General features: G+C 33.4%; 23 protein-coding genes. 22 read left to right on the forward strand and 1 reads right to left on the reverse strand.

Annotation, left to right across the window (positions count from 1 at the left end):
• Positions 1-6: 6 nt before the first annotated feature.
• Complete coding sequence (locus I586_RS09215; protein ID WP_016249974.1) at positions 7-273, reverse strand: hypothetical protein; 267 nt, start codon at positions 271-273, stop codon at positions 7-9.
• Positions 274-1161: 888 nt separating this feature from the next.
• Between I586_RS09215 and I586_RS09220 the strand changes: the two genes are divergently transcribed.
• The 22 genes from I586_RS09220 to I586_RS09320 all read left to right on the forward strand — a co-directional run bounded on the left by I586_RS09220 (position 1162) and on the right by I586_RS09320 (position 24815).
• The gene (locus tag I586_RS09220) at positions 1162-4548 is read left to right on the forward strand and encodes an AAA domain-containing protein (RefSeq protein WP_010765410.1); all 3387 of its coding nucleotides are present in this window, start codon (positions 1162-1164) and stop codon (positions 4546-4548) included.
• A gap of 353 nt (positions 4549-4901) precedes the next feature.
• Positions 4902-5138 carry a type II toxin-antitoxin system RelB/DinJ family antitoxin gene (locus I586_RS09225; RefSeq protein WP_482167948.1) on the forward strand — a complete coding sequence of 79 codons (237 nt, stop codon included), beginning with the start codon at positions 4902-4904 and terminating at the stop codon, positions 5136-5138.
• Positions 5131-5403 (forward strand): type II toxin-antitoxin system RelE/ParE family toxin, encoded by a 273-nt coding sequence (locus tag I586_RS09230; RefSeq protein ID WP_010765408.1) that lies wholly within the window; start codon positions 5131-5133, stop codon positions 5401-5403. Before I586_RS09225 ends, I586_RS09230 begins: the two co-directional genes overlap by 8 nt.
• 145 nt (positions 5404-5548) lie before the next feature.
• Positions 5549-7573: an ATP-binding cassette domain-containing protein gene (locus tag I586_RS09235; protein WP_010765407.1), complete on the forward strand. Its 2025-nt coding sequence runs from the start codon at positions 5549-5551 to the stop codon at positions 7571-7573.
• A gap of 10 nt (positions 7574-7583) precedes the next feature.
• On the forward strand, positions 7584-8030 hold the full coding sequence (locus tag I586_RS09240) for a thioredoxin family protein (protein ID WP_010765406.1): 447 nt from the start codon (positions 7584-7586) through the stop codon (positions 8028-8030).
• A 76-nt stretch (positions 8031-8106) separates the two neighbouring features.
• The gene (locus I586_RS17245; RefSeq protein WP_010765405.1) at positions 8107-8256 is read left to right on the forward strand and encodes a hypothetical protein; all 150 of its coding nucleotides are present in this window, start codon (positions 8107-8109) and stop codon (positions 8254-8256) included.
• A 162-nt stretch (positions 8257-8418) separates the two neighbouring features.
• Positions 8419-9654, forward strand: a complete 1236-nt coding sequence (locus I586_RS09245) for a hypothetical protein (protein WP_010765404.1) — start codon at positions 8419-8421, stop codon at positions 9652-9654.
• Positions 9655-9677: 23 nt separating this feature from the next.
• Positions 9678-10544: an ABC transporter ATP-binding protein gene (locus I586_RS09250; RefSeq protein WP_010765403.1), complete on the forward strand. Its 867-nt coding sequence runs from the start codon at positions 9678-9680 to the stop codon at positions 10542-10544.
• A 16-nt stretch (positions 10545-10560) separates the two neighbouring features.
• Entirely contained in the window at positions 10561-11655 is a 1095-nt protein-coding gene (locus tag I586_RS09255; protein ID WP_010765402.1) for an ABC transporter permease, read from the forward strand.
• Between the two features lie 20 nt (positions 11656-11675).
• The gene (locus I586_RS09260) at positions 11676-12179 is read left to right on the forward strand and encodes a thioredoxin family protein (protein WP_010765401.1); all 504 of its coding nucleotides are present in this window, start codon (positions 11676-11678) and stop codon (positions 12177-12179) included.
• A gap of 410 nt (positions 12180-12589) precedes the next feature.
• Complete coding sequence (locus I586_RS09265) at positions 12590-14269, forward strand: metallophosphoesterase family protein (RefSeq protein WP_010765400.1); 1680 nt, start codon at positions 12590-12592, stop codon at positions 14267-14269.
• A gap of 205 nt (positions 14270-14474) precedes the next feature.
• Positions 14475-14858, forward strand: a complete 384-nt coding sequence (locus I586_RS09270) for a DoxX family protein (RefSeq protein ID WP_010765399.1) — start codon at positions 14475-14477, stop codon at positions 14856-14858.
• A 333-nt stretch (positions 14859-15191) separates the two neighbouring features.
• Positions 15192-17030: a beta-glucoside-specific PTS transporter subunit IIABC gene (locus I586_RS09275; protein WP_010765398.1), complete on the forward strand. Its 1839-nt coding sequence runs from the start codon at positions 15192-15194 to the stop codon at positions 17028-17030.
• A 60-nt stretch (positions 17031-17090) separates the two neighbouring features.
• Positions 17091-18557 carry a glycoside hydrolase family 1 protein gene (locus I586_RS09280; protein WP_010765397.1) on the forward strand — a complete coding sequence of 489 codons (1467 nt, stop codon included), beginning with the start codon at positions 17091-17093 and terminating at the stop codon, positions 18555-18557.
• Positions 18558-18577: 20 nt separating this feature from the next.
• Positions 18578-19429: a PRD domain-containing protein gene (locus I586_RS09285; protein WP_010765396.1), complete on the forward strand. Its 852-nt coding sequence runs from the start codon at positions 18578-18580 to the stop codon at positions 19427-19429.
• Between the two features lie 336 nt (positions 19430-19765).
• Positions 19766-20623: a MerR family transcriptional regulator gene (locus I586_RS09290; protein WP_010765395.1), complete on the forward strand. Its 858-nt coding sequence runs from the start codon at positions 19766-19768 to the stop codon at positions 20621-20623.
• A gap of 509 nt (positions 20624-21132) precedes the next feature.
• Positions 21133-21408 carry a BMC domain-containing protein gene (locus I586_RS09295; protein ID WP_010765394.1) on the forward strand — a complete coding sequence of 92 codons (276 nt, stop codon included), beginning with the start codon at positions 21133-21135 and terminating at the stop codon, positions 21406-21408.
• 29 nt (positions 21409-21437) lie between these two features.
• Positions 21438-22442 carry a DMT family transporter gene (locus I586_RS09300; RefSeq protein WP_010765393.1) on the forward strand — a complete coding sequence of 335 codons (1005 nt, stop codon included), beginning with the start codon at positions 21438-21440 and terminating at the stop codon, positions 22440-22442.
• 1 nt (position 22443) lies between these two features.
• Entirely contained in the window at positions 22444-22728 is a 285-nt protein-coding gene (locus I586_RS09305; protein WP_010765392.1) for a hypothetical protein, read from the forward strand.
• A 12-nt stretch (positions 22729-22740) separates the two neighbouring features.
• A complete protein-coding gene (locus tag I586_RS09310; protein WP_010765391.1) occupies positions 22741-23037 on the forward strand; it encodes a BMC domain-containing protein in 297 nt (98 codons plus the stop codon).
• A gap of 17 nt (positions 23038-23054) precedes the next feature.
• Positions 23055-23378 carry a BMC domain-containing protein gene (locus I586_RS09315; protein WP_010765390.1) on the forward strand — a complete coding sequence of 108 codons (324 nt, stop codon included), beginning with the start codon at positions 23055-23057 and terminating at the stop codon, positions 23376-23378.
• Entirely contained in the window at positions 23379-24815 is a 1437-nt protein-coding gene (locus I586_RS09320) for an aldehyde dehydrogenase family protein (protein WP_010765389.1), read from the forward strand. It abuts the gene before it with no gap.
• The last annotated feature ends 3 nt before the right edge of the window (positions 24816-24818 follow it).

The raw sequence follows: 24818 nt of genomic DNA on the forward strand, positions 1-24818 counted from the left end.
TAGTAGTTAAATTTTTTTGGTTTGTATCATCTTACCCAAAACTTCCTCACTCTCCTTCAAAACCCCCTCAAAATCCCCAGAAAAAACCTGATACAACTGCTGACAAGAATAATACCGCATCCGCATATCCTTCTTATTCCTCGTAATCTTGCCATCAAAAAACTCATCCAAATAAACCAACGACTTCTGCCAAGACCGAAGCTTGATCAACTCACTCCGCACATCCAAAATATCCTGATAAGGTACCGCCTTCAAATTCTGTTCTTTACTCATCACTACACATCCATTCCTATTTTTTTGAAAAACCAACAGGAAAATAAAAAACGATCAGACCTATCTGTGCCTCATCGTGTGCAATAGTTCGCCAAAGAACACATGAAATCGCCAAAAAGATGAAAGAATCCAGCAAAGAGACTAGTAAAATCAATCAAAATTAAGTACAATAAAACATGCGAGTACTTCGGTACGCGCTATCGGCAACTCGGATAAGCAGTCGTTGCTGTTTATTCGGGGCCTTGCAACATGATTCCAGTCAGGTTGTAAGGTGCCGTTTTTTATTTTTCTATTTTTTAACTTGTACATCGTTACGTTTTATTATCACCACCATCAATAAAAATCAGACCTAGAATAGAAACAAAAAAGGCATTGGCGCAATGTCCAATACCTGAATAAGTCAATAGTACCTTAAAGAAACCTAGCAATCCTTTCTAGTGGTAGCTCAAAAAGAGACACGACAAAAAAGCTAGTGATTCATTTACTATTGGCATACTTGTGCGGACAGTCGTTGCTGTTTTCAAGACCATTTCCGTTCGGTTCCAGCCAAACAAAAAGGTGCCAAGGATTAAATTGTCATAAAGTTGAGTGATGTTCTGAATCAGGACTTACTCAGCTTTTTCATTTCCATTCTATACACTAAGTATAAATAAATCGACAGCGAGAATCAAGGCGAACAGAGAAAAAAGCGAACAAAATTTCCATAATAAATAAATGGAGCTGAGTTGAAGTATTTTACTAATAAAAAAACTCTTTTAACTAAAACCTAGGAATAAACTATATTTTTCATTTAACCTATATTAATTTCTTTCAATATGTTATATGATTTAATTGGAATTGAATAATCTGACAAGATGTTAATATCTTTCGATAGGATGAGAATAAAAAATGAAAAAAATTATCGACTATTATAAAACGAGTTTAGAGCAAGCCTCTTTATCAGAAGTAAAACCAACAAAAAATAAGTCACTCCAGATTTCTTTTCAAGACTATCTTACAGGAGTTGTCAAAGATCTAAATGAAGAGACAATAGATCGCTTATTTGAAGAAAATGAGGAAGAGATTGACGTTTTTCTGTTTCCAATTCAATTGCAATCTGGATCGGGAAAATCTGAAAAGCGATTATATCCTTTAATTATCCCAGCAAGTCTAACCAAAAATGGTGAGTTGAAACATATAACCTATGGTGTTCCTTGGATTCCAAGAATGCTGCTTGCACCAGTGGAGAATTCAAAATTATCTGTCATCGGAGAAAATGATGATTATCTTCAATTTATAGAAAGTCATTCTTTTCGGGAACTATCTTGGAACGAATATACTCAATTGACAACTGAGTTATTTGAGTATGTATGTAAACAAAAGATAACTGATTTAACTGAAATCTCTTGGTTTAAGAAAGTGGATGAAGATATTTTAATATTTAAAGGAGCATCCAATGGCGGAGCTGCTCAACGAATTGTAAAACTATATGACTCGATAACAAAACACAATGGAGAGTTACCATTATTAAACAATTTTTTAGGTAATAAGAATAGTTCAACAGATCCCAATTTACTATCAGAAACAAAGCAAATAGAAATGGACAAATTTCATTTAGGCCAAATGAAACCAACTTTCGGACTTTCTCTTAGCCAACGAGAAGTAGTTCGCCATATGAATACACTGGATAACGGGGAAATCATAGGAGTAACGGGTCCGCCTGGAACAGGAAAAACCACTTTAGTGCAAAGTATCATCGCTTCAAACTGGATTAAAGCCGCTATTGATCAAAAACAACCGCCAATTTGTGTTGTTTCCTCAACCAATAATCAAGCTGTAACGAATGTCATTGAAAGCTTTCAAATAGATAACAGCCAAGGAACTAGTTTTGATTTAAATCACTTTCCCGATTTTTCAGAATTATATTCACTAAAGAAAAACTTCGATTTATTTGAAGACCGCTGGATTCCAGAGCTAGACAGTTATGGTCTGTATATTGTGAATAAAAAGAAATATTCTGAGGCATCTTTAGCAGCGATGAAAGCAAAAATTAGCAGTGATAATAGTGAATATTTAGAAAGAATGGAATCAATTGAGTTTTTAGAACAAGCAAAAGTGTATTTTTTATCAAATTTTGAACAAACTTTTAATAAAAAAGACTGTACTATTAAACAAGCTAAAAAAGAAATTCATCGTTGGTTAATGATGCTATCTAGAGACTTGCATGAGCTTATTGAATTTCACTCAAACGAAAAAAACTATAAAGCAATGATAGCAGAAATGAATAATCTGTTGAATGAGATTAACAATTCGATAGACGAAAATCAATTAAAAGTCACAATGTTAAAAACAACCTGTTTTGAGTGGGAAACATTTAATTCCAAAGCAAGTAATATTTTAGATATTATTCCACACCTAAAACAAAAACGTGAACAAGAAAGAAAACAGAAATTCTGTCAACTCAATGAGCTTTCCTCAATTGAGGAGTTAGAAAGCTTATTAGAAAAAGAAAGACAAATAACTCAAGCTTTATCAGCTAAAAAAGAGCAATTAGCAACGAGTTATAAAAATATAAAGAATGAAGAAAAGCGCTACCAACTACTCTTAAAAAGATATCATCTAGATCAAGCTCTAAGTTATGATTACCTCAATGAACACTTAGATAAAACGATTAGGTATTTATTATTTTTATTTGCAACGCATTATTGGGAAGCAGAGTGGCTCATTTCCATCGACGAAATGAACGAAAAAGAGCAACTACCTAATTCTGTTAAAACAATAAAAGAATATCAACAAAGATGGATCAGAAGTGCTATGTTGACACCATGTATTGTTGGAACACTTTACCAAGTACCAGTATTTTTCTCTTATGAAAATAAGCCGATGTTTAATTTTATTGATTTATTAATTACGGATGAATCAGGGCAAGTTAGTCCTGAAATAAGCACAGCTAGCCTGTCGCTTGCAAAAAAATATTTAGCAGTTGGTGATACAAAGCAAATTGAGCCCATTTGGAATATGGCAACAGAAGTAGATAAAGGAAATATTCTTAAACTACTTACAACGAATCAAGACGAAATGTCGCTATTCATGAATACTGGACTATCAGCATCTTGCGGTAATTTGATGAAAGTTGCTCAGATTAGGAGTAAATTCCATAAATATTCTCATTTAAGCGGTGGTTTATTTCTGAGTGAACATCGCAGATGTCTGCCAGAAATTATCACTTATTGTAATAATTTAGCCTACGATGGTAAATTAGAAGCAAAACGAAAAGAAGAAGAGAGTTATTATAAAGATAAACTACCACCTATGGGCTATGGACATATTATCGGGAAAATGATGCGAAAAGATAATAGTATGGCAAATGTAATGGAAGCTAGAACGATAGTAAATTGGATCAATGATCAAAAAGATAGATTATTGAAAATGTATAACAAGAAAACAATTGGAGAAGTTATCGCAGTAGTTACACCTTTTAAAGCGCAAAAAATTGTGATAAACAACGAATTAAAAAAATTAGGTTTTAAAGAAAATGAGATTGTTGTCGGTACAGTACATGCATTGCAAGGTGCTGAAAAATCTGTAGTAATTTTTTCAACTGTTTATGATTTTTCTTATAAAGGTACTTACTTTTTTGATAAAAGTGTTCACATGTTAAATGTTGCTGTATCTAGAGCTAAAGATAGTTTTTTAGTTTTTGGAGATACAAATATTTTTAGTTTAGATGGGAAATCACCTTCTGCGCAGCTGGCAAAAATTATTTTTGCGTCAGAACACAATGCCATTCATGGGTTAGAAAAATACAATAGAGTATCAGAGGGAAATGTCCAAAGAATAGAAGGTGTTCCAGATCATGATGACTATTTAAAAAAACTGATTAATCGAACAGAGAAATGTATTCATATTGTTTCACCATATGTATCTTATTATACTTTAAAAAATTATTGTCCGGAATTATTGAATTTGATACAACAAAAAGTGATAGAAGGAAAAGAGATTTTTATCTATACTTCTCCTTCAATCAATCAAAGTAGGAAAGCAAGTTATGAAGATGGTAGAAAACTGTTAGAGCAGACAGGTGCCAAGTTGATTGATTTAAATCGTGTTCATAGCAAAATGATTATTGTAGACAAGCTTGCTTTAGTAGACGGATCATTCAATTGGTTTTCAGCCAGTAGAGAAAAAGATTATGCATACTATAATTGGGATACTTCTATCGTTTTTTATGGTAAAGACGCTAGTGAAATGATTGATAGTCGATTGGAATTATTGGAGGAAAGAGTAATGAAGTGAAATTAATATATTATTTAAAGAACAATTTCAATATTTATTGGAACTTAGGATAAAATTAAGTGAAGAATTACAAGGACTTGTTGAAGAAGCTGAAGGGTTGGCGGGAATATAATATTCTTGATCCTAATATTATATGGTAAAAAGTAGAGTGACTAAAATAATAATAGAGTATAATTACACGGATGCAAGATTTATTATTAAAGAAATTTTAGTCGAAAACTAGGAACTCTTATATATGTGTTCCTAGTTTTTTGTTGTTAACATGTTGCTAAAATGTTGTTAATTGGTATAATATAGAAAAAGAATCGAAAAGAGGGATAAAGAATGCCGACAGTTAAAAAAAACCAATTCATATTTCAGTTGATGAAGATTTGAAAGAACAAGCAGAACAACTTTTTAATGAATTAGGCTTGAATATGACAAGTGCTATCAATGTATTTTTAAAACAAGCAGTGACAGAGCAAGCAATTCCTTTTGAAATTCGAAAAGCGAACAAAGATACCTTAGAAGCCTTAAACGATGTGAAAAGCAATAAGTTACACGGAGGATTTGCTTCTGTTAAGGATTTAATGGAGGATTTGAATGCTTGAGATTTTTTATACATCAAGATTTAAAAAAGATTATAAGAAAATTGTGAAACAAAGGAAACTGATTTCTGAATTTGAAAAAGTTGTTACATTACTTCAAAATCAAAAATCACTTCCTGAAAGATATAAAGATCATAAATTGACTGGAAATTATGTAGGGTTTCGAGAATGTCTTATTACGCCAGATTGGTTGTTAATTTATCAAATAGATCACAATCAACTTGTATTAGTTTTGACAAGAACTGGATCTCATAGTGATCTATGTTAGATCGATGTAAAGCTAAAAGGATTTCTCATTGAGAAATCCTTTTTCAAATATTTTTTCTACATAAAGTATAAAAGGTATGTACAAATAAATTTTTTTATTGTAATATATAATAAATGGTATTCATTTAGTTGTGGGAGGTGTTCGATTGGTTGATTATTATCATAATATGCAAAATGTAGAAAATGATTGTGGATCTGCAGTTGTGAAAACTATTTTACAAAAATACAGGAACAATAATTGTTTTAACTATCTATTTTCAGATATTGAGTTAACTTCTGACGGCTATTCTATTTTTGATGTGGAGAGTGAACTAAAGAAATTCAATATCGAAGCGGAGTCATACTTCATAGAAAAAATAAACGAATTAAAAACGATTAAAAATGAATGTATTTTAGTAGTAGAGAACGAAGGCTTGAATCACTATATTGTTTGCCATGAAATCAAGAAAAATTCTGCAATCATTTCAGATCCCAAATTACCTGATATTTGTGAACTATCATTAGAAGAATTGGAAAAGATATTCCTTGGTTATGTGATTTGTATTGAAAATGTAGGCGTTTTCGAATCTGAAAAAAATGAGAAGCAACAAAGCCTCTATCGGATTCTCCTTCAGAATATTCCTAAAAAAATGAGGGTAGAAGTTTGTTTTATCACAGGAATTCAATTAGTTATACCGTTAATATATTATTTCATTATCCAACAATTATTTAATAATAATTTCCACATGGATGGGTTTATGAATCTAATCTATTTACTCTTTTTTGTTTCATTCTCAGTAACCTCCTATATGTTGATACAAAGGAACAATGAACTGCGTATAAAAATGGATAATATGACGCAACAGATCATGATTAATAGATATTTTGATGCTAATTTTGGGTTTGATCTACAAAATAACTATAACAATGCTATAGGTTATTTATGGAATCTTTTAGAAAGTACCAACGGTGTTTTGTCTAGGTTGTTTTTATTCGTAGATAGTGCGTATGTTATTGTCTTGTTTACTGTATTAACTTTTGTTTCACTCCCCTTGTCCATTTTATTTTTGATTTTATTTGGTTCAACATTTGTGATTATGAACACAAAGATACGTCAATTAAGCAACAATGAAAAATATTACATTTCAAAATTTAATGCATTGACAAAAACGATTGAAGAATACATTCAATCATCTAATGATATTATTCTATTTAATAATGAGACGCGTGCAAAAAAGAAATTAAATGATTTATTTGATGAATATGCAACAGCAAAATTAAACACTGGAATGTTTGAAAGTAAGTTAGCAGGGATCTCAAAAACTATGGGTAGTTTGATGATTCTAGTTTTGTTAACGATTACGTATTTTATGATCATTGAGGAAAAAAATATTTATATGATCGCAGCCGGTTTTTATGTCTTTTTCATTATCGTTTCTAGTTTTGAAGAAATCATCAATAGCTGGTTGTATTACAAGCGTTCTGTAATAGGCACTGATTATATCAAAGAAATGACCAATTTAGTCATCGATGCTTCTATCACGTCTGCGAAGTCAGAAAAAGCGCAATTGCCTAAAATTCAAAAATTAGAATACAAACATATCTATTTTGCCTACGAAAAAAATAGAGAGATTTTCAAAGATTTTTCTTTTACGTTGAATAAAGGTGAAATTACAGGTATTTTTGGTGAAAATGGTTCGGGAAAATCTACCTTAGCAGAAATTATTGCTGGTGTTAGAGATTTTGACCAAGGATCTTTGCTCATAAATGAGCAAATTAATCTGACGAGTGTTGAGCAGATTAATGTAAGCGAACAAGCAAGCGTTTATTCGCCTAATCAACATCTATACACAGGTAGCCTAGGGAATAATATTACTTTTAATACTGTATTCCACAATGAAAAAATTGAGGCAAAACGGTTCTTTGATAGTGCTCTGAGCGATAATCAGCTAGTTTTGTTTAATGGACAGAACCTTTCAATTGGCGAACGGCAAAAGCTCCTCTTAGAACGCTGTTTAAATAAGCAAGCGAATATTTACATTTTTGATGAACCAACTGGAAATTTAGATAGAGAGTCTAGGCGAATATTGTACGATACATTGATTTCTTTAAAAGAAGAAAATAAAATCATTGTGCTCATTTCACATGATCCTAAACTTTTTGATATTTGTGATAAACAAATTAACTTATAGGAGAGACGCTATGAAAAAAAAGACCGCTTTTTTATATCTTTCTGTTGTTATTATGTTTGTAGCAATGACTATTTGTCTGACAGACTTACTGCTTCCTCATGAGCATGAAGCTAATTCTTCAGAAGTAGGGATGGCTTACTTTGATGAGCTGAGTTTTGAAAGTATTCAAAAGAAAAATGAAAATAAAGAAGTTTATTTTGCTTACTTTGGTTTTGATGATTGTTCTGGTTGCAAAGAATTTACACCTTTGTTAATTGCTGCAAGTAAAGATATTGACTATCCCAGAATATTCCATACTGATACATCAATCAAAAGTAATAAAAAAGTAATTACTGAATTTGGAATAGAAGTGGTACCAACATTACTTTTATTTGAAGATGGGAAAATTAGTAAAAGATTCGTATTTTCTGGAGAATCTGAAAAAAAAATCAAAGATTTCCTGCTCAAAAATCAATAAAAACTGTTATTCCACATGTTTAACATGTTTGAATAAAAAGACTTTTTATGCAATAAAAAAATAGGAGGAATGTACAATGAAAAAATTATCAATTGAAGAAAAGAAAGAAGTAGTAGCTGGTTTACGTTGTGGAACTTGCGGATTAAACTGGAGTGGTTGTAACCAAAAAGGTGCTAAAATCATTCATAAATCTAAAAAAAATCATATATGTCAAGTAGCACCATAGTCTAGGAATAAAGGTATACTTATTTAAAATGCATAAAAAGTCCACAATTAAGAGTAATGAGATTTTAAACTTATTCAAATGTTATTATTCTTTAATTGAGCATAAATGTAAGATTATTTAAGATTCTTACATTTGTGCTTATAATTCTTAAAGGAGCCAACAATGAATATATCCCAAGTTAAAGTTTTGAATTTTTGGAGAGATAAGAAAAACATAGCTATTATCTGTATTTACATCGTAATGATTTTTTCTTTTTTCGTATATAACGATAAAAAAATCGAGCAAGAACACGAATTAGTAACACAAGAAATGGAGGAAAAACTATATATCGGTAACATCCATGCAGAAAAAACGATTATTGAAGAACAGTTTTCTGGTGATTCCGTAAATACGCTGGCTGCTTTTAGATTACGAAATGATTATTTACAAAATTGGAGAGACCGTAAGATAGGAGACTTTCAGCTTATCGAGAAAAAAACGGCTTCAAATTATCTCACATATTTAGCTGCCTTACCAGTTGAAATAAAAGATACTTTAGATGAAGATGAATTCCCGCCAACTATCTATGCTGATAATAAGGTAAAACAAATCGAGCAATTAAATAAACAAAATCTTTTACTTGAATCTTCACGCTATGGGAATGATGGGAGTAGTTTTTTAACCTCAATTCTCTATTTTTTAACCTCTTTTTTAGGCATTTTTCTATTTCTATTTTTATTTGGTGATTTCCTTTCATCTGATTATGAAAGACAAACTATCCGCTTGATGTTTACTACAATTACGGATAAACGCTCTTATCTTTTGCATAGTTTAAACGTGACAATGATCCATGTCATAGTATTTTTTTGTGGAAGCATATTCTTTTCATTTGGATTGGCAACAATTGTTGGAGGAGTAGGACAGCTAAATTATCCATTGATCTCACCAATGCATTCTAGTTTTTTTCTACCTGCTTCGAGCTACTGGCTGCAAGTTTCTTTTTTATTTATCTGTGTCTTATTGTTTGTTTTTTTATGTTATGGAGTTTTCACTTTGTTTATGAAACGTTCGTTGCTTTCCTTAATTTGTACTTGTTCCTTTTTATTTGCTATGAATAAACTCAGTCTTTTACCATATTTTCGGCAATTAGCACCGTTTAATCCTTTTGTTTATTTAGAAGCCTCGAACATTTTTGTTGGGAAAGATTTTACGCCAGCATATTTTAGCACAGAAGCATATGTTAATGTAGAATACGAAATGGTTGTTGAAAATCTAAACTATTATTTAGGAAATAATGTAGCTACTGTACTTGAAAATCCGACAATAAATTTCACTACAGGACTGATTGTACTGTTGATATCAAGTTTTCTCTTATTTATAGGTTTAAATCTATTACTCAAACGAAAAAGTATCATTTAATAGTTTTATAGGAGGGAGAGCATATGATTCTTCAATTAATACAAGTGTCAAAATCATTTGGTGACCATCAAGTTTTAGATGATATTGATTTTGAATTAAAAGAACCGCAAATTATTGGCCTTGTTGCACCGAATGGATATGGAAAAACAACATTATTTAATATAATTTCAAATTTAGAAAAACCTGATCACGGTGAGATAATGATTTTTTCAGAAAAAAATACGAATGAAAAAATTTTTGAGCATCTAGCATATTTACAAGACAATCGTGTACTGTATGATAATTTAACAGCTAGAGAACATTTAGCGTTTGTCGCAGCTTGTCATAATGTTGAACAACAAGAAATAATAGAAATCTGTGATCGTCTAGGAATGAGTCACTATCTTGATAAACGAGTTAAAAAGTATTCTCTAGGTATGAAGCAACATTTGTTATTGGCAATCGCATTAATCAGTCAACCTCAGTTACTATTGTTGGATGAGCCTTTAAATGGATTGGATCCAAGTAGTGTCAAGCTTTTTAGAGAAATTATGACGGAATTGTTTAATAAGGGAGTAAGCATAATTATTTCCTCGCATAATTTATATGAAATTGAAAAATTGACTAGTAATATTCTTTTTTTACATGACCAAAAATTAATTAGAAATACCGAAATAGATGTTCCTGTTGATTATTTTTATTTCCTAAGCGATATACGAAAAATAGAGACTGAATTAACTAAAAACGGCTTTTTTTGGCAATCAAAAAATTCTGTGGAATTTCTTTTTACATTAAATGAATGTCAAAAAGAGAAACTTGAGGAAATTTGCCAGTCTAACGATGTGCTTATTTATGATTGTATCCAGAAAATAAGTAAAACCGAAGCAGCTTATTTTAGTTTATTTACTTAATTAATGGAGATTGACGATGAATAAAAAACTATTTATTTTTGAGCTTAAAAAATTTTTAAAAGAAAAGAAGAATCTTTTTATTTTTTCCTTGATCGTGTTTTTTTTAGGAGCAACTTTTTTCCAAACCATCATTCGGCAAAATGAATTAAGGAAAAAAGATATTCGACAGACCGTTTCATTTTACAATGTTGCGACACAGAATATTTTGACTTTATCGGATGGTCAAGGACTTGGTAAGGAGGAAACAAAACAGCTTAATTTATTAAGTGACATTGCAGACAACTTAAACATAGTAGTTACGTTAAAAAAAAATAATCAGTATATAAAAAGTTATCCCTATCAAATCATTTTATTCAAACAGATGCTGTCTCTGGAAAAAGAACATGGTATTGCGTTATGGGAAAACAAGGCGATCATTACACAATTGAAACGACTCAAAATATTACAATCACAGAACATAGATGAGTCCTTTGATGAGAAAGGGACTACTGGCTTTTTATTTCTACTAACGTTCTTGAAAAATAGCTTTAGTTTTTTAGGAATGGGTGTAATTATCTTGCTGTTTATGGATTTATGGAGTGGTGAAAAAAATAGTGGAATAAGTTTATTGTATACCTTACCTATCAAAAGAAAGGCGATTGAATACTCAAAATTGTATCTAGCAATCAGTATAAGTTGCGTCATACTACTTACTTCGAGTATCATTGCTTTTTTAGTGGGTACAATCTATTCTGGAATGGGAAGTGCTGATTTTCCTATCGTTGTTGTTTCCAATAATCAGTATCTAGTTATTCCTTTAAAAGTGTATTTGACTAAAGGAATTTTCTTGGGTATTTTAGGAATAATTGTATTTATATGCTGTATAAAATTGGCAGATACACTTTTTTCACAGCCGTCAATTATTTTAAGTGTGCTATTGCTTTTATTAGGTATTTCATTTGGCATCGCTCAAATAATCCCAGATAATTATTTCCCATTAAATCTTATTGAGAGTTGGCATTACTTTTCATTTCATGGCAAATTTACCAAATTTATCGTAGCCATCATTATACAACTGACTACTATTGTTTGTTTACTAAAACTATCAGATACATTAAAAAAAAGAACCTAATATTATGAAGGAGATAAAGAATGAAAAAGTGGTTGTATCTAAGTGTAATATGTATCACATCGATGTCAGTATTTATTTTAGGTAATATATATAATACGAACAATCAAAAAACAATGGATAAAAAAATCGCTAAACTAAAAAAAGAAAAAAAGACAGCGTACCCTGAGATTTATGATTATTTAGACAGCATTACTGTGGATAATTTTCAGAGTTACTCAAATGAAAATGAGTTGGTTGTTTATATTGGTCGCCCGACCTGCAGTGACTGCAATTTGTTTGAACCTAGACTAATTGATTTAATAGTGGAGGAAAAGTTAGAAGCAAAAGTGAAGTATTTAAATGTTGCAAAGTTGAGAAAAGATGAAAAGGAATGGGATAATTTCAAACAGTTGTATAATGTCAATTATACACCAACAATCGCTAAGTTTGTTGAGGGGGAATTGGTTTCTAAAATTGAGTGGACACCTGAAAAAGGGATTTCAATAGACAAAGTAGAAACATGGATCAATCAGAATGTATCTTAATGAAGATGAAAAATATAAATCAGAGTCAATTGTGATTCTGATTTTTTTTGTTTAAAAGATGTATGGGTGCTGATACGTAAGAATTTATGTAAGGCAGATCTCATCTTCTCAGCTTTTTCTTAGCCGCTAAAACAATTACAAAGTAGCATTTTTAATTGATACTGACGAATCTAACAAAGAGGTATTCTGATTTAGAAATCATTGGACATTTGATTTCTCTATTTTGTTAAAAAAACTTGTAAAAATAGATAGATTGAAAAGAATTTGCTTTGTTCAATAAGCCATAATACAATTTAAATGAGTACCATCTATCCACTTAGTTGCAGAGGACAAAGTAACTTTTATTAAGGAATAAGTTGTGTTCTAAAAAGAGGAGTTGCTAATTAAAAACTAGGGAGAGGGACAAAAAAATGACACAAAATGACCATAAAAATACGTTATTCATTGAGAAAAAAGCGGATACTGACATTCGATTACCTTTGGAACTTTCTAAACGTTTTGATCTTTACCCAGAAAATAAACGACGTTCAGTGAATAAAATAGTGTTTAAAAATGAGTACTTCCAATTAACCTATAACATGAAAGCAAATTCGTTAAACATATCCTCTAGAGGCGATCTTGTTTATTCAGCCATTCCATATGATACAGCTAGAAACTACATACAACGCGCGGCTATCCAATATTTACTTTATCCAGAAGCAGCACGTCAGTACATAGAGTCTCATAAATTAAATTTAGAAACCTATCTGAAGCTAAGTATTTTCCAAGTAACGAACAAAAAGATGGATGAGAGTGCTCCTCAAGTGATTGAGGCGTATAATACCATATTCGAAAATCCTTTATTCGAGATTCAAATTTTAGGACGATTATTGCAACATGATGAAACAGGTGCTCTTTCAGCTAATCTTGCAGGGAAATTTTTATTTAGTGAAAATCAAAAAACAGGAATCGCAGGCTATATTTCAGAATACCTGAAGTTTGTCATTCAACTGACTCAAGCATTACCTATAATAACTGACGGAAACAGTGTTCAACTATTGAAACCAGCTAATCAAGAAAGGGTTGTTTCAGATAGATATTTAACCTTAGAAACAGATATGAAACCTGCATTAGCTTTACTTCCCCAAGATATTAAACAAACAATAGAAGAATCAATTGTTGCAAATAAACACGTTGCACAGACCAATAATAAGGTACTTTTACGATCAGAATTTGGTAAAGAACTATCAGAAGTTCGGAAAAACTATGTTGCTCATAGCGTGGATCCTAGAGAACTAGAACATTATTTTGAAAATGTTCTTCCAATAGAAAATAAAAACTTAATAAATGTTGTTTCTGATATTCATACTACTGACAGAGAACTTGCTTTTACGAATGATCATTTTAATATTTTGGTTGGTGATATTTCGGATGCTTCTGTTCTCAATGAAGACATTAAGGGACTGTATGTTATTGGCAATCATGATTTAGCAGATGTATTACCAAAAAATCAGAATATGGAAAATGAGGAATGGGAAAAATGGCACCCATTTTTCAAAAATAAGTGGTTCCAAGATATTATGCAAAATCCAGATGAGACTTGGCCAAAATTACCTACAGGAGGTCATATCTATTATGAAAGTGTAACAGTCGAAATTCAAAAACGATTTCCGAAAATGAATGTGTTAAATAATAGTAGTGTTCTTCATAACGGCATTCGTTATATTGGACTGACGATTCCAGTTGTATTAGTGAGGCGAAAAAAGACACAACAAAAATTTATCTTCAAAGCATTAACACAGCTACTAAACAATGAATACGATAGACCAACTGTAATTGTTTCACATGCGCCATTGTTCAATGAACTAAGTATGCTTTCATCGGATAGCACAGCTTATAATAAAGAATATCATTGCTCAGAACCGAAAATTGAAAAGCTATTTGAAGAGTACAATATAATTGGTGCTATTCATGGTCATCATCATATACCAGCATCTTCGGGACGGTACAGGATGGTGAAGTTTGCAGGGAAAGAACTTTTTGTTGTTTGTTCGATTTATTCTAAAATGAATACAGGATTTGAACTGACAAATTTACTAAACAGTGAATAATAGAGGATAAGATAGTTGACATTGATTACGATGAGATAGACATGTCAACTTTTTCTTTTTGAATGATTTATTCAGTGTTGGTTAGAAGACTAGGTGATGATCAAAGTAAAAAAAGTCTATCCATTCAAGAAAAATTCACTTACTTATTGTAAGTTAACTTGTTGCATGATATAATAAACCATCAATTAAAGGAGGTTACAAATTAATGCAGCTAAAAAATGCAACAAGCACTAGTATTTTATTAATCAGAATAATGTTAGGTGCTACAATGCTCTTACATGGAATTGCTAAATTTTCAGATATGAACGGTACAACAGAATTCTTCGTTGGGTTAGGACTACCAGCGTTTATGCCCGTAATTATTGCATTGATTGAAGTAATAGGTGGTATTTTTATGATTATCGGTTTATTAGTTCCTTTAGTTTCGTTAGGCTTTGTTGCGATACTAGGTTCAGCTATTTTTATGTTGAAATCTGGAACTGGTTTCGTTGGTGGGTTTGAATTAGAATTATTACTAATCGTTATGGCGATTGCATGTGGCTATTCTCATTTTAATAAAAAAATTATCCAATTTATACCTCCAGCTTAGTTTTAAAAAGTTGACTATGAAATAAAGGGATAATAAAAATAAACAACAAATGTAGTGACCTAAAAGGTAGACGTTTGTTGTTTTTTTCTTATGCGAGTTAAGCAATTAAAAAAATGAAAATACAACTTTTTTTGTGGTTGCGTTTTCAAAAAATCTGTGCTAACATAAAGACAATTAATAACAGGCATGTGACTGGTAATGCAGGCAGGACCTAAATAAAGCATTTTTCAACTGATAGAGTTTGATTCTGTTGAGTGTTTTATTTAGTTTCTGTCTGTTTTTTTGCGTAGAATTTGGCCAATTTGCGTAACTAATTATAAAGGAGAATAAGTGATGAACTACAAAGAAACTGCTGTGTCGATCTTAAAATGGATTGGCGGAAAAGAAAATGTCTCTCATCTTGAACATTGCTCAACACGTTTACGTTTTACCTTAAAGGATGATTCTCTTGTTGATGTTGAAAAACTCGAAAAAGTCGAGGGAGTGATCGGTGTACGTCAAAATGTTCAATGTCAAGTGATTATCGGGAATGATGTTGTAGAAGTTTATGATGAAATGAAGTCTCTTCTTGGAGAATTGTCAGCAAGTGATAGCCAAAAGGGAAAACAAAAAATAGGAGCTGTCATACTTGATTTTATTATTTCTATTTTTCAACCCTTAGTTCCTGCCATCGCAGGTGGCGGTGTTCTGAAATCATTATTATTACTTGCGTCTGTAACGGGATTGATGAGTGATCAAAGCCAAACATATCAGATTCTTAATTTGATAGGCGGGGCGCCATTATATTTTCTCCCTATTTTAGTCGCAATGACAACAGCAAATAAATTGAAAGTGAATCAATTGGTAGCTGTCTCGGCAGTAGGTGCTTTGATTTTGCCAGATATGTCTACGATGTTAGCTGAAGGTGCCAATTTACTAGGCTTTGGTGTAACGAATATTGCGTATGCATCACAAGTTTTTCCAGCAATTTTAACAGTGTTGTTTTATGCGCAAATTGAAAAAGTATTTACAAAATATTCACCAAAACCGATTCGAATATTCTTTGTTCCAATGATGAGTTTATTGATTACAGTTCCAATCGCATTACTCATTTTAGGACCATTAGGATACAATGTAGGGACTGTTTTTTCAACAGTGATTATTTGGTTGTATACTCATTTCGGCTGGGTAGCGACAGGGGTATTGGCAGCCGTTTTACCATTCATGGTTGTGACAGGCATGCACAAGGCGATGATTCCCTATGCTGTCTCTTCAATGAGCGAAATTGGTGCTGAATTACTCTATTTGCCAGCATCTTTGGCACATAATATTGCTGAATCAGGGGCTTGTTTTGCCGTGAGTATCAAGACGAAGGATCAAAAATTACGTTCCACTGCAGTATCGGCTGGAATATCAGCGTTGTTTGGTATTACGGAACCTGCATTGTATGGTGTAACGATCTTAAATAAACGCGTATTGTATAGTGTGATGTTTGCCAGTTTAGTTGGTGGTGGTTTTGCTGGAATCATGGCAATCAAAGGATTTGCGTTAGTTGGTCCGGGATTGGCAAGTATTACATTGTTTGTAGACAAAGCAAATCCAATGAATTTAATTTGGGCGTTTGTTACGTTGGGAATTTCATTTGTCGTTGGATTCTTATCGGTATTGTTTAGTTATAAGGATGAGGTGGCTCTAGAAAAAGCTGATGGGATGGAAATCGTGTCTGAAGCAGATACGGAACAGCTAATTAGCCCTGTTTCTGGCAAGGTAATTTCTTTATCGGAAGTGAAAGATGATGTTTTTTCGAGTGGTTTGATCGGAGAGGGACTTGCGATTATTCCAGAAGATAATTGTTTAGTCGCACCAGAATCAGGTGAGATCACAATGGTATTTGAAACAAAACATGCATTAGGCTTAAAAACGAATAATGGAGCAGAAATTCTATTTCATATTGGTTTAAACACAGTGCAGTTAAGCGGTGATGGTTTCGAAACGTTTGTCAATGTTGGGGATAAGGTAGTCAAAGGACAGAAGTTAATTACATTTGATTTAGATAAAATCAAGGATGCTGGACTTGATCCGACGATCGTGTGTGTGGTAACGAACAAAGAAGCTTATCATGTACAACCATCGCATCATTTAGAAAGGGTGACAAATCAGACAGATGTATTGTCTATTGCCCCAATTAGGTAGATAAACAGCGATTTAGTCGAAGCTAAATGAGTGCTTTCAACTCAAAATTAGGAGGATATTATGCAAAATACGAAGACATTTCCAAACGATTTTTTATGGGGCGGTGCAATCGCTGCAAATCAGGTAGAAGGAGGCTGGAACCTTGATGGTAAGGGCTTATCTGTAGCGGATATCGCAAGTTATAAGCCAGATGTTGATAATAAAGATTATGCCGCTCACATGGATATTTCTACAGAAACGATAAAAGCTGCGATAGCAGATAAAACGGATAAATGGTATCCTAAACGTCGAGGCATTGATTTTTACCACCGTTATAAAGAAGATTTGGCTTTATTTAGTGAACTAGGTTTTAAGACATTACGCTTATCGATTGCTTGGACTAGACTTTTCCCTACTGGTGAGGAAGAATACCCAAATGAAAAAGGAATTGCGTTTTATAAAGAAGTATTCAAAGAGATGAAACGTCTTGGGATCAAACCAATCGTCACATTGTCACACTATGAGATGCCATTAGCTCTTAGTTTAAAGTATAATGGCTGGGTCAACCGTCGAGTAATTGATGACTTTGTTCGATTTGCAACTGTTTGTTTTGAAGAATTTGGAGAGTACGTAGAGTATTGGTTAACATTTAACGAGATCGACAGTATTCACCGACACCCTTTTACAACAGCTGGAATCGTACCAGATAAGTGTACACCTGGAAAAGAAGAACAAGAGATTTATCAGGCATTACATCATCAATTTGTTGCCAGTGCGTTGGTTACAAAAGTGGCACATGAAAAAAATTCTAACAATAAAGTTGGGTGTATGCTAACAAAATTAATGACATATCCTTTAACGTGTGCACCAATCGATGTAGAATTAACCTTAAAGAAAAACCTTGAAAATAATTTTTATGCAGATGTACAAGTTAAGGGTGAATACCCTAAAATGATTGAAGCAACATTAAAAAACAAAGGAATCACTATCGAAATAACAGCTGAAGAACGGCAAATTTTAAGAGAAAATACAGTTGATTTTCTATCCTTTAGTTATTATATGTCGATGGCAGAATCTGGTGATCCAAATGCGGAACGAACACCAGGAAATACGGTTTTAGGCGTAAAAAATCCGTATTTACCATCAACTGATTGGGGCTGGCAAATCGATCCCAAAGGACTGAAAATCGCATTGATCGAATTATATGATCGTTATAATGTACCATTAATGATTGTGGAAAATGGCATGGGATCAGTCGATGTCGTGGAAGATGGCGCAATTCATGATCCGTATCGAGTAGAATATTTTAAAGAACACTTTAAGCAAATGAAAGAAGCAATCGATGAAGGGGTCGATTTAATTGGCTACACGAGCTGGGCACCAATCGATTTAGTAAGTGCAGGGACGTCACAAATGTCAAAACGTTATGGCTTTATTTATGTGGACGCAGATGATGAAGGGAATGGCACTTATGACCGTTCAAAAAAAGATTCTTTTGATTGGTACCAAGAAGTGATTGCAACAAATGGTGCCAGTTTACTGGAGTAGGAAGCAAGGAGTTGATCTTGATGATTGTGGTGAAAAAAGTATTGAATTCAAGTGTTGTCCTTGTTGAAAAAGAAGGGCAAGAGATGATTACGTTGGGTAAAGGGATTGGATATGACAAGAAAATCGGTGACATTATTTCTGATTCTTCTGTTGATAAGATTTTTTTACCGATAGAAGCGAAAAAGTCTTCTCAATTTGCTGAGCTAGTGGCTGAAATTCCAATGGAATTTTTTGAAATAACGAAAGAAATTGTCACAATTGCAGAGGAAGAACTGTCTTATAAATTGAATACTAGCATCTATTTAACGCTGTCAGATCACTTGCATTTTGCTGTTGAACGGAGTGAAAAAGGATTAAACATTTCAAATCGTTTATATTGGGAGATCAAGAATTATTATCCAAAAGAATTTCATATCGGTGAGGTTGCGCTGGAACAAATGAAGACAAAACATCAAATTGAACTGCCAAATGAAGAGGCATCTAATATTGCTTTTCACTTAATCAATGCGCAATCAGGTAATCTGGAAGATCAAGATGGCTTAAAAAAGGCCAAATTAGTTGGAACAATCGTTAATATGGTAAGATATTCGCTAGGACAAGAAATCGATACAAATTCAGTTCATTATTCACGTTTTATTACCCATGTTCGCTTTTTTGTGGATCGTTTTTTTACCAACGCACTTCTTCAAGAAAAAGAAGATGAATTGTATCGCCAAATGTGGTCGCTCTATCCGGTTGCAATGGAGAGTGCAACCAAAGTAAAAAACTATATTGATCAAACCTACCATACACAAATACCAGAAAATGAAATTGTCTATTTAGGGGTTCATATCAATCGGTTGATGAATCATTCAGCAATCGACACGAATTGATGTTATTTTAAAAGTAAATTATAAATACTAAAAAAATAAAAAAAGTTTTAGAAAAGAGTGTCTATTTTCAAAGAAACTGTTTTATGATAGCTATTTATTAAGATTTGAAGAGCGGAACAAAACTGTTTTTTAGTTTTGTTCCGCTCTTCAAATCTGTTAACCCAATAGTCTTGTGTTATGAATGAAATCAGGAAAATATAAAACAAGAATAGTCGTAGCATTATATAGCGGATGTTATTTTATAAAAAAATAAAACAAAGATAAGTTGGAAATTCACTTGACAATTGTGCAGATATTCTCAATAATATAAGTGGCTGCGAGTAATGGAGATGTCTAATGAATAATACGAAACTATCGAAAAAGACGAATCAAATGTACTCTATTGGTGAAGTTGCGAAAGTATGTAATGTTTCCCGCAAAACGTTACGTTTTTATGAGCAATTGGGATTATTGAAACCGGATCATGTATGTTTGGAAAATGGCTATCGGTATTATACGGAAGAAACAATGAACAGCATTCCAGTAATTAAATACTATAAACAAATGGGCTTTAAATTACAGGAAATGAAAGGGGTTCAACACTCTGGGGACTACTTTTACCATGAAACGATGTTTTTGACGAAGCTTGAAGAACTAAAGATTGAAGAGCAAAGAATTTATGATAGTTTTACGGCTGTTTCCGATTGGCTAGGTTTGATCAGAGAAGGAACTCTAGCTAGCGAAAATAGAATACAAAGTGTAAATGTCAAATATTTTGAGCAAGAAAGCTATGTATTTTTAGAGCAAAAATTTAGTCAAAACTATATGGATGCAGTAATCAATATTCCTTGGGTAAATTATTTAGAAGAACAGAATTGCACAATTACGGGGCCAGTTATTTTACGTTTTGAGGATTGTGGTGAAGATGATTTTCATTGTTCAAAAATGATGATCATGCAAAAGCCGATCAGCGCACAAAATACGAATATGCCAAAGCGGACGATTGGCGGACAAATGTTTCTATCTAGCTATCATATCGGTGACCTGGCCAACATTGGTCAACAGTACAAGAAAATGAAAGCGTGGGCAAAAGAGAACCATTACCAATGTAAAAATGAAGTTTTTCAACGGTACGTCATTGATTATTGGTCAACAATGAATGTTGATAATTTTGTTGTTGAACTATTGATACCAACTGAAAAGATTCAGCATTGAATGAGATAGGAGTAATAATCTAGTCAGATTGTTACTTCTTTTTCTATGTAAACTCCTTCAAAGCTTCCCCTATAGGGGAAGCTTTTTTTATGTTATTAAACGCCAGTTAATATATTGTTTTATATAGCTTATGTTAATAGATGACGTTATTATTGGCAAAATGATGCAGTCAATAGAGACAAAAAATAAACAACTGGAGAATTGCAAGTACTTCTTTATGTGAATAATTGATCATGACGTGTACTACTTGAAAAATGGTATTAAAAGAAAGAATTAGAATGAGAATAATTATCAAGCTGAATTAGAGATAAAATATAGTGCAGTTTTAAGCGTTGATTCTCAATTAGACAGTCCAATTAAGAATTAGTATTGTATTAGTACAGATGATTCTGTGTTATATACACAAAAAAAAATAAAAAATAGATTGACTACGCCCTTAGGGTCATCCAATATGATGATTTTGTCAAAAAGAAAGCGTTTTTTAAATTAGAAGTGAGAGGAAGAAAAACATGAAACATGATGCATTGGGAATGGTAGAAACAAGAGGAATGATCGGATCGATCGAAGCAGCAGATGCGATGGTAAAAGCGGCAAATGTTTCACTAATTGGAAAAGAGTTTGTTGGTGGCGGTATTGTGACTGTAATGGTTAGAGGAGATGTTGGTGCAGTTAAAGCAGCAACAGACGCAGGTGCAGCGGCGGCAGAACGTGTCGGCGAACTATTGTCAGTCCATGTTATTCCACGACCACATAGTGAAGTTGAAACAATTCTACCAAATAGATAATTAAAAATAACGAGTAAGGGGAACGAAACATGGAAACTGGAAAAAATATTTCTTGTGTGAGTGCGGACGTTAAGATGGAAGACGCTAAAAAGGGATTCCGAGTAAAAGGGATCAGTAATGGTATTATTTCAGGGATCACATATGGTATTTATTCGACACTCGTTGTTGTTGCGAGTGGTTATGACCCATTAATAAGTGCAGCAGGATTTCTAGCAGCACCATTTGTCTGCTCTGGCTTGAATGATTTGTTTGCCGGGATATTTCTGTTGTTTTATAACGCAAAACAAGGCAGATTAAAAGAATTAACGAGAACCCTTCATACGAAGCCTGGTAAATTATTAGTGATTGGTTTTCTTTTAGGTGGACCAATTGCAAATGGTGCTTATCTAGTTGGTTTAGCCATGGCTGGAGCATATGCGATTCCTATTTCCGCTACATGTAGTTTGTTTGGTGCTTTATTTTCTTGGATATTTCTAAAGCAAAAACCAACTGCACGTATTGTATTGGGAATGGTCGTTGTCGTAGCAGGAGCTATCACGATCAACTTAGTGAAACCAGAAGGAGCGCCTAATTTTACACTAGGAATTATCTGCGCTCTTATTGCAGCGATTGCTTGGGGCTTAGAAGGAGTCTTTTCAAGTTTCGGTGGTGCGATGATCGATACAGATGTTGCCGTTAATTTACGTCAATTGATCTCAGGTCTTGTTGTGTTGATCTTCATTGTGCCAGCTGTCGGTGCCTTTAATTTACTATTTGGTACTTTAGCTGCGGTAACGCCAGTCTTATGGTTAGTTTTATCAGGATTAAGTGCTGCTGTGTCATTTTTATCATGGTACAAAGCCAATGCAATGGTGGGTACAGCAATCGGCATGTCATTGAATGTAACGTATGCATTTTGGGGTGTACTGTTTAGTGTTATTTTCCTAGGACAGGCATTAACGCCAACGATGGTGATTGGTTCAATTATTATTGTGATCGGTGCAATTTTAGTAACAATGAATCCGTTAGATTTATTTAAAAAGGGGGAAGGATAATATGCTTTTGCCTAGTAGAACAGCTGTTTTAAATCAAATGTATGATCAAAAAGAGACAGATGTTGTTCAAATCATGGAGAAATTAGAGCCACAGTATGGGTCAGAAAAACAGTTTAACGAGAAATTGTATTTAGAACATATGATGGCACTTGAGGCCAATGGATTAGTGGAATTGACGACCTATGATTTAGATGACAATGACAAATTAGTTATTTACTACAAAATTACAAGTGATGGTATTGCAACCGTCGATAAATATATTGATAAAAAATATCGTTTAGTGTAAGGGGGAAACGCTTTGAGGTATCGTGGCGAAGAAGCTTTAGGATTAGTAGAAACAATTGGACTTGTTCCAGCATTAAAAGCTGCGGATGAAATGTTAAAGGCTGCCAATGTCGAACTGATTTCTTACGAAAATATAGGCTCTACTTTAGTAACAGTCATGATCAAAGGGGATATTGCGGCGGTTGAAGCGTCAGTTGCAGCAGGCGCTAAAGCAGCAGAGGAAATCGGTAATTTGACAGCACATAATGTGATGCCACGACCAATTTCTTATGTGGGTGATATTGTCTCGGTTCATGATATTGATGGTTAGTATAAGGAGGAAGAGAAGTGAAGACGTATGAAGCAATAGGCGCAATTGAGACTTTTGGCTTAGTCTTTGTTCTGGAGGCTTGTGATGCAATGTGCAAGGCTGCGAATGTTGAGTTGGTCGGGTATGAGAATGTTGCCTCAGGATATATTTCTGTCATCGTACAAGGAGACGTTGCGGCATGTCAGTCCGCTGTTGAAGCGGGCATTTCAGCTGTGGAGAAATTAGGTGCAAAAGTCTACAGCTCAGTTGTAATCGCAAGTCCTCATGGGGATTTAAATAAAATGATCGATCGTTATCAATTAAGTAATCTTTTACCTGTTGAGGAGGGAGATGCAGTATAGATGCAATATGTAGATGAAGATCTATTATCAATTCAAGAGGCACGTATTTTAGTTGAAACGGCACGAGATGCCCAACATTTATTGAAAGAATATGAGCAAAAGAATCTTGATAAAATTGTCAATCAGCTCTTTAAAGAGATTGAGCCTGAAATTAGTCGATTTTTGGCAAGTGAAATAGAAGAAACAAATATGGGAAAGTACAACGATAAACAACAATTGATTGTTGAATTAATGAAAGCGTTATCCGAAGAGCTGGATCAGCAGGTTTGTGTTGGAAATAGTGTAGAAGATTCAGCGGGGAATATTCTACAAGTCGGGGTTCCATTAGGCGTGATCCCAGTTTTATTACCAGCCGAAAACGCGACCTTAAATACTCTTTATAGTTTAACGATCGGAATAAAATCAGGAAATGCAATGGTACTTATTCCACATGGGAAGTCTCAAAAAACAACACAGCTCGTTTTTCAAAAAGTCAAAGAGATTTGTGAACGAAATGGGTTACCAAAAGGATGTCTAGCATGCATCCGTTCTGTCACAGAAAATGGAGTAAAGGAAATAGTAACGAGTCCGCATAGTTCAATGATTTTAGCTATTGGTAATCAAAATTATATCAACGCAGCCAATTACCAACAGCCAGTCATTTATGGCGGATCTGGTGCCACACCTGTTTTTATTGAACGTTCAGCAGAGGTTAAAAAAGCTGTGAAGGCAATCGTGGATAGTCGTTCGTATGATTGTGGTTTACTTCCAGCTGCAGAACAGTACCTAATTGTTGAAGACGTCATCGCTTCTGAAGTTAGAACATTGTTGCAGGAATACGGGGCACATTTTTTATCAAAAGAAGAAGAAGAAAACTTACTAGCACTTTTGCAGCCTAAAAATAACCAAATCAATCCAACTTGTGTAGGGAAAGATGCCAAATGGCTGGCCAAAGAGGCAAATATATGTGTTACTTCAACAACTAAAGTGCTCGTTTCAGAACAGGCTTATATGCACGACGAAGACCCATTTGCCAATGAAATGAAGTGTCCGGTATTAGCCTTTTATTTAGAACCTGATTGGATGCATGCTTGCGAAAAATCGATTCGGTTATTAAAGGAAAAAAATAATGGGCATACGTTAGCGATCCATTCTCATAATAAGTCAGTATTGAGAGAATTTGCCTTAAAGAAACCTGTTGGACGGATGATAGTGAATGCTCCAGCGACTAGAGCAAGTATAGGATTGGAATCGACTTTACCTGTATCCGTTATTCTGGGTGGTTTTACAGCGGGGAAAGGGATCAGTGCCAAAAATATTACGGCTAAAGATTTAACGTATATTCGAGAAATCAGCTATCCACTCGATGGAATTATTGAAGATAGAACAAATGAACCAGACGTAAACATAGAAACAGCCGCTTTAGAAAAAATCTTACAAAAAATAATGGAAAAATAAATT

The sequence above is a fragment of the Enterococcus moraviensis ATCC BAA-383 genome, from assembly GCF_000407445.1.
In the GTDB taxonomy this organism is placed as follows: domain Bacteria; phylum Bacillota; class Bacilli; order Lactobacillales; family Enterococcaceae; genus Enterococcus_L; species Enterococcus_L moraviensis.

Excerpts from the sequence above, each read along its gene's own strand:
- I586_RS09215 (WP_016249974.1), bottom strand. The coding sequence starts at position 273 with ATGAGTAAAGAACAGAATTTGAAGGCGGTACCTTATCAGGATATTTTG.
- I586_RS09240 (WP_010765406.1), top strand. The coding sequence starts at position 7,584 with ATGAAAAAAAAGACCGCTTTTTTATATCTTTCTGTTGTTATTATGTTT.
- I586_RS09295 (WP_010765394.1), top strand. The coding sequence starts at position 21,133 with ATGAAACATGATGCATTGGGAATGGTAGAAACAAGAGGAATGATCGGA.
- I586_RS09265 (WP_010765400.1), top strand. The coding sequence starts at position 12,590 with ATGACACAAAATGACCATAAAAATACGTTATTCATTGAGAAAAAAGCG.
- I586_RS09300 (WP_010765393.1), top strand. The coding sequence starts at position 21,438 with ATGGAAACTGGAAAAAATATTTCTTGTGTGAGTGCGGACGTTAAGATG.
- I586_RS09285 (WP_010765396.1), top strand. The coding sequence starts at position 18,578 with ATGATTGTGGTGAAAAAAGTATTGAATTCAAGTGTTGTCCTTGTTGAA.
- I586_RS09230 (WP_010765408.1), top strand. The coding sequence starts at position 5,131 with ATGCTTGAGATTTTTTATACATCAAGATTTAAAAAAGATTATAAGAAA.
- I586_RS09250 (WP_010765403.1), top strand. The coding sequence starts at position 9,678 with ATGATTCTTCAATTAATACAAGTGTCAAAATCATTTGGTGACCATCAA.
- I586_RS09270 (WP_010765399.1), top strand. The coding sequence starts at position 14,475 with ATGCAGCTAAAAAATGCAACAAGCACTAGTATTTTATTAATCAGAATA.
- I586_RS09245 (WP_010765404.1), top strand. The coding sequence starts at position 8,419 with ATGAATATATCCCAAGTTAAAGTTTTGAATTTTTGGAGAGATAAGAAA.
- I586_RS09255 (WP_010765402.1), top strand. The coding sequence starts at position 10,561 with ATGAATAAAAAACTATTTATTTTTGAGCTTAAAAAATTTTTAAAAGAA.
- I586_RS09305 (WP_010765392.1), top strand. The coding sequence starts at position 22,444 with ATGCTTTTGCCTAGTAGAACAGCTGTTTTAAATCAAATGTATGATCAA.
- I586_RS09280 (WP_010765397.1), top strand. The coding sequence starts at position 17,091 with ATGCAAAATACGAAGACATTTCCAAACGATTTTTTATGGGGCGGTGCA.
- I586_RS09320 (WP_010765389.1), top strand. The coding sequence starts at position 23,379 with ATGCAATATGTAGATGAAGATCTATTATCAATTCAAGAGGCACGTATT.
- I586_RS09220 (WP_010765410.1), top strand. The coding sequence starts at position 1,162 with ATGAAAAAAATTATCGACTATTATAAAACGAGTTTAGAGCAAGCCTCT.
- I586_RS17245 (WP_010765405.1), top strand. The coding sequence starts at position 8,107 with ATGAAAAAATTATCAATTGAAGAAAAGAAAGAAGTAGTAGCTGGTTTA.
- I586_RS09275 (WP_010765398.1), top strand. The coding sequence starts at position 15,192 with ATGAACTACAAAGAAACTGCTGTGTCGATCTTAAAATGGATTGGCGGA.
- I586_RS09260 (WP_010765401.1), top strand. The coding sequence starts at position 11,676 with ATGAAAAAGTGGTTGTATCTAAGTGTAATATGTATCACATCGATGTCA.
- I586_RS09290 (WP_010765395.1), top strand. The coding sequence starts at position 19,766 with ATGAATAATACGAAACTATCGAAAAAGACGAATCAAATGTACTCTATT.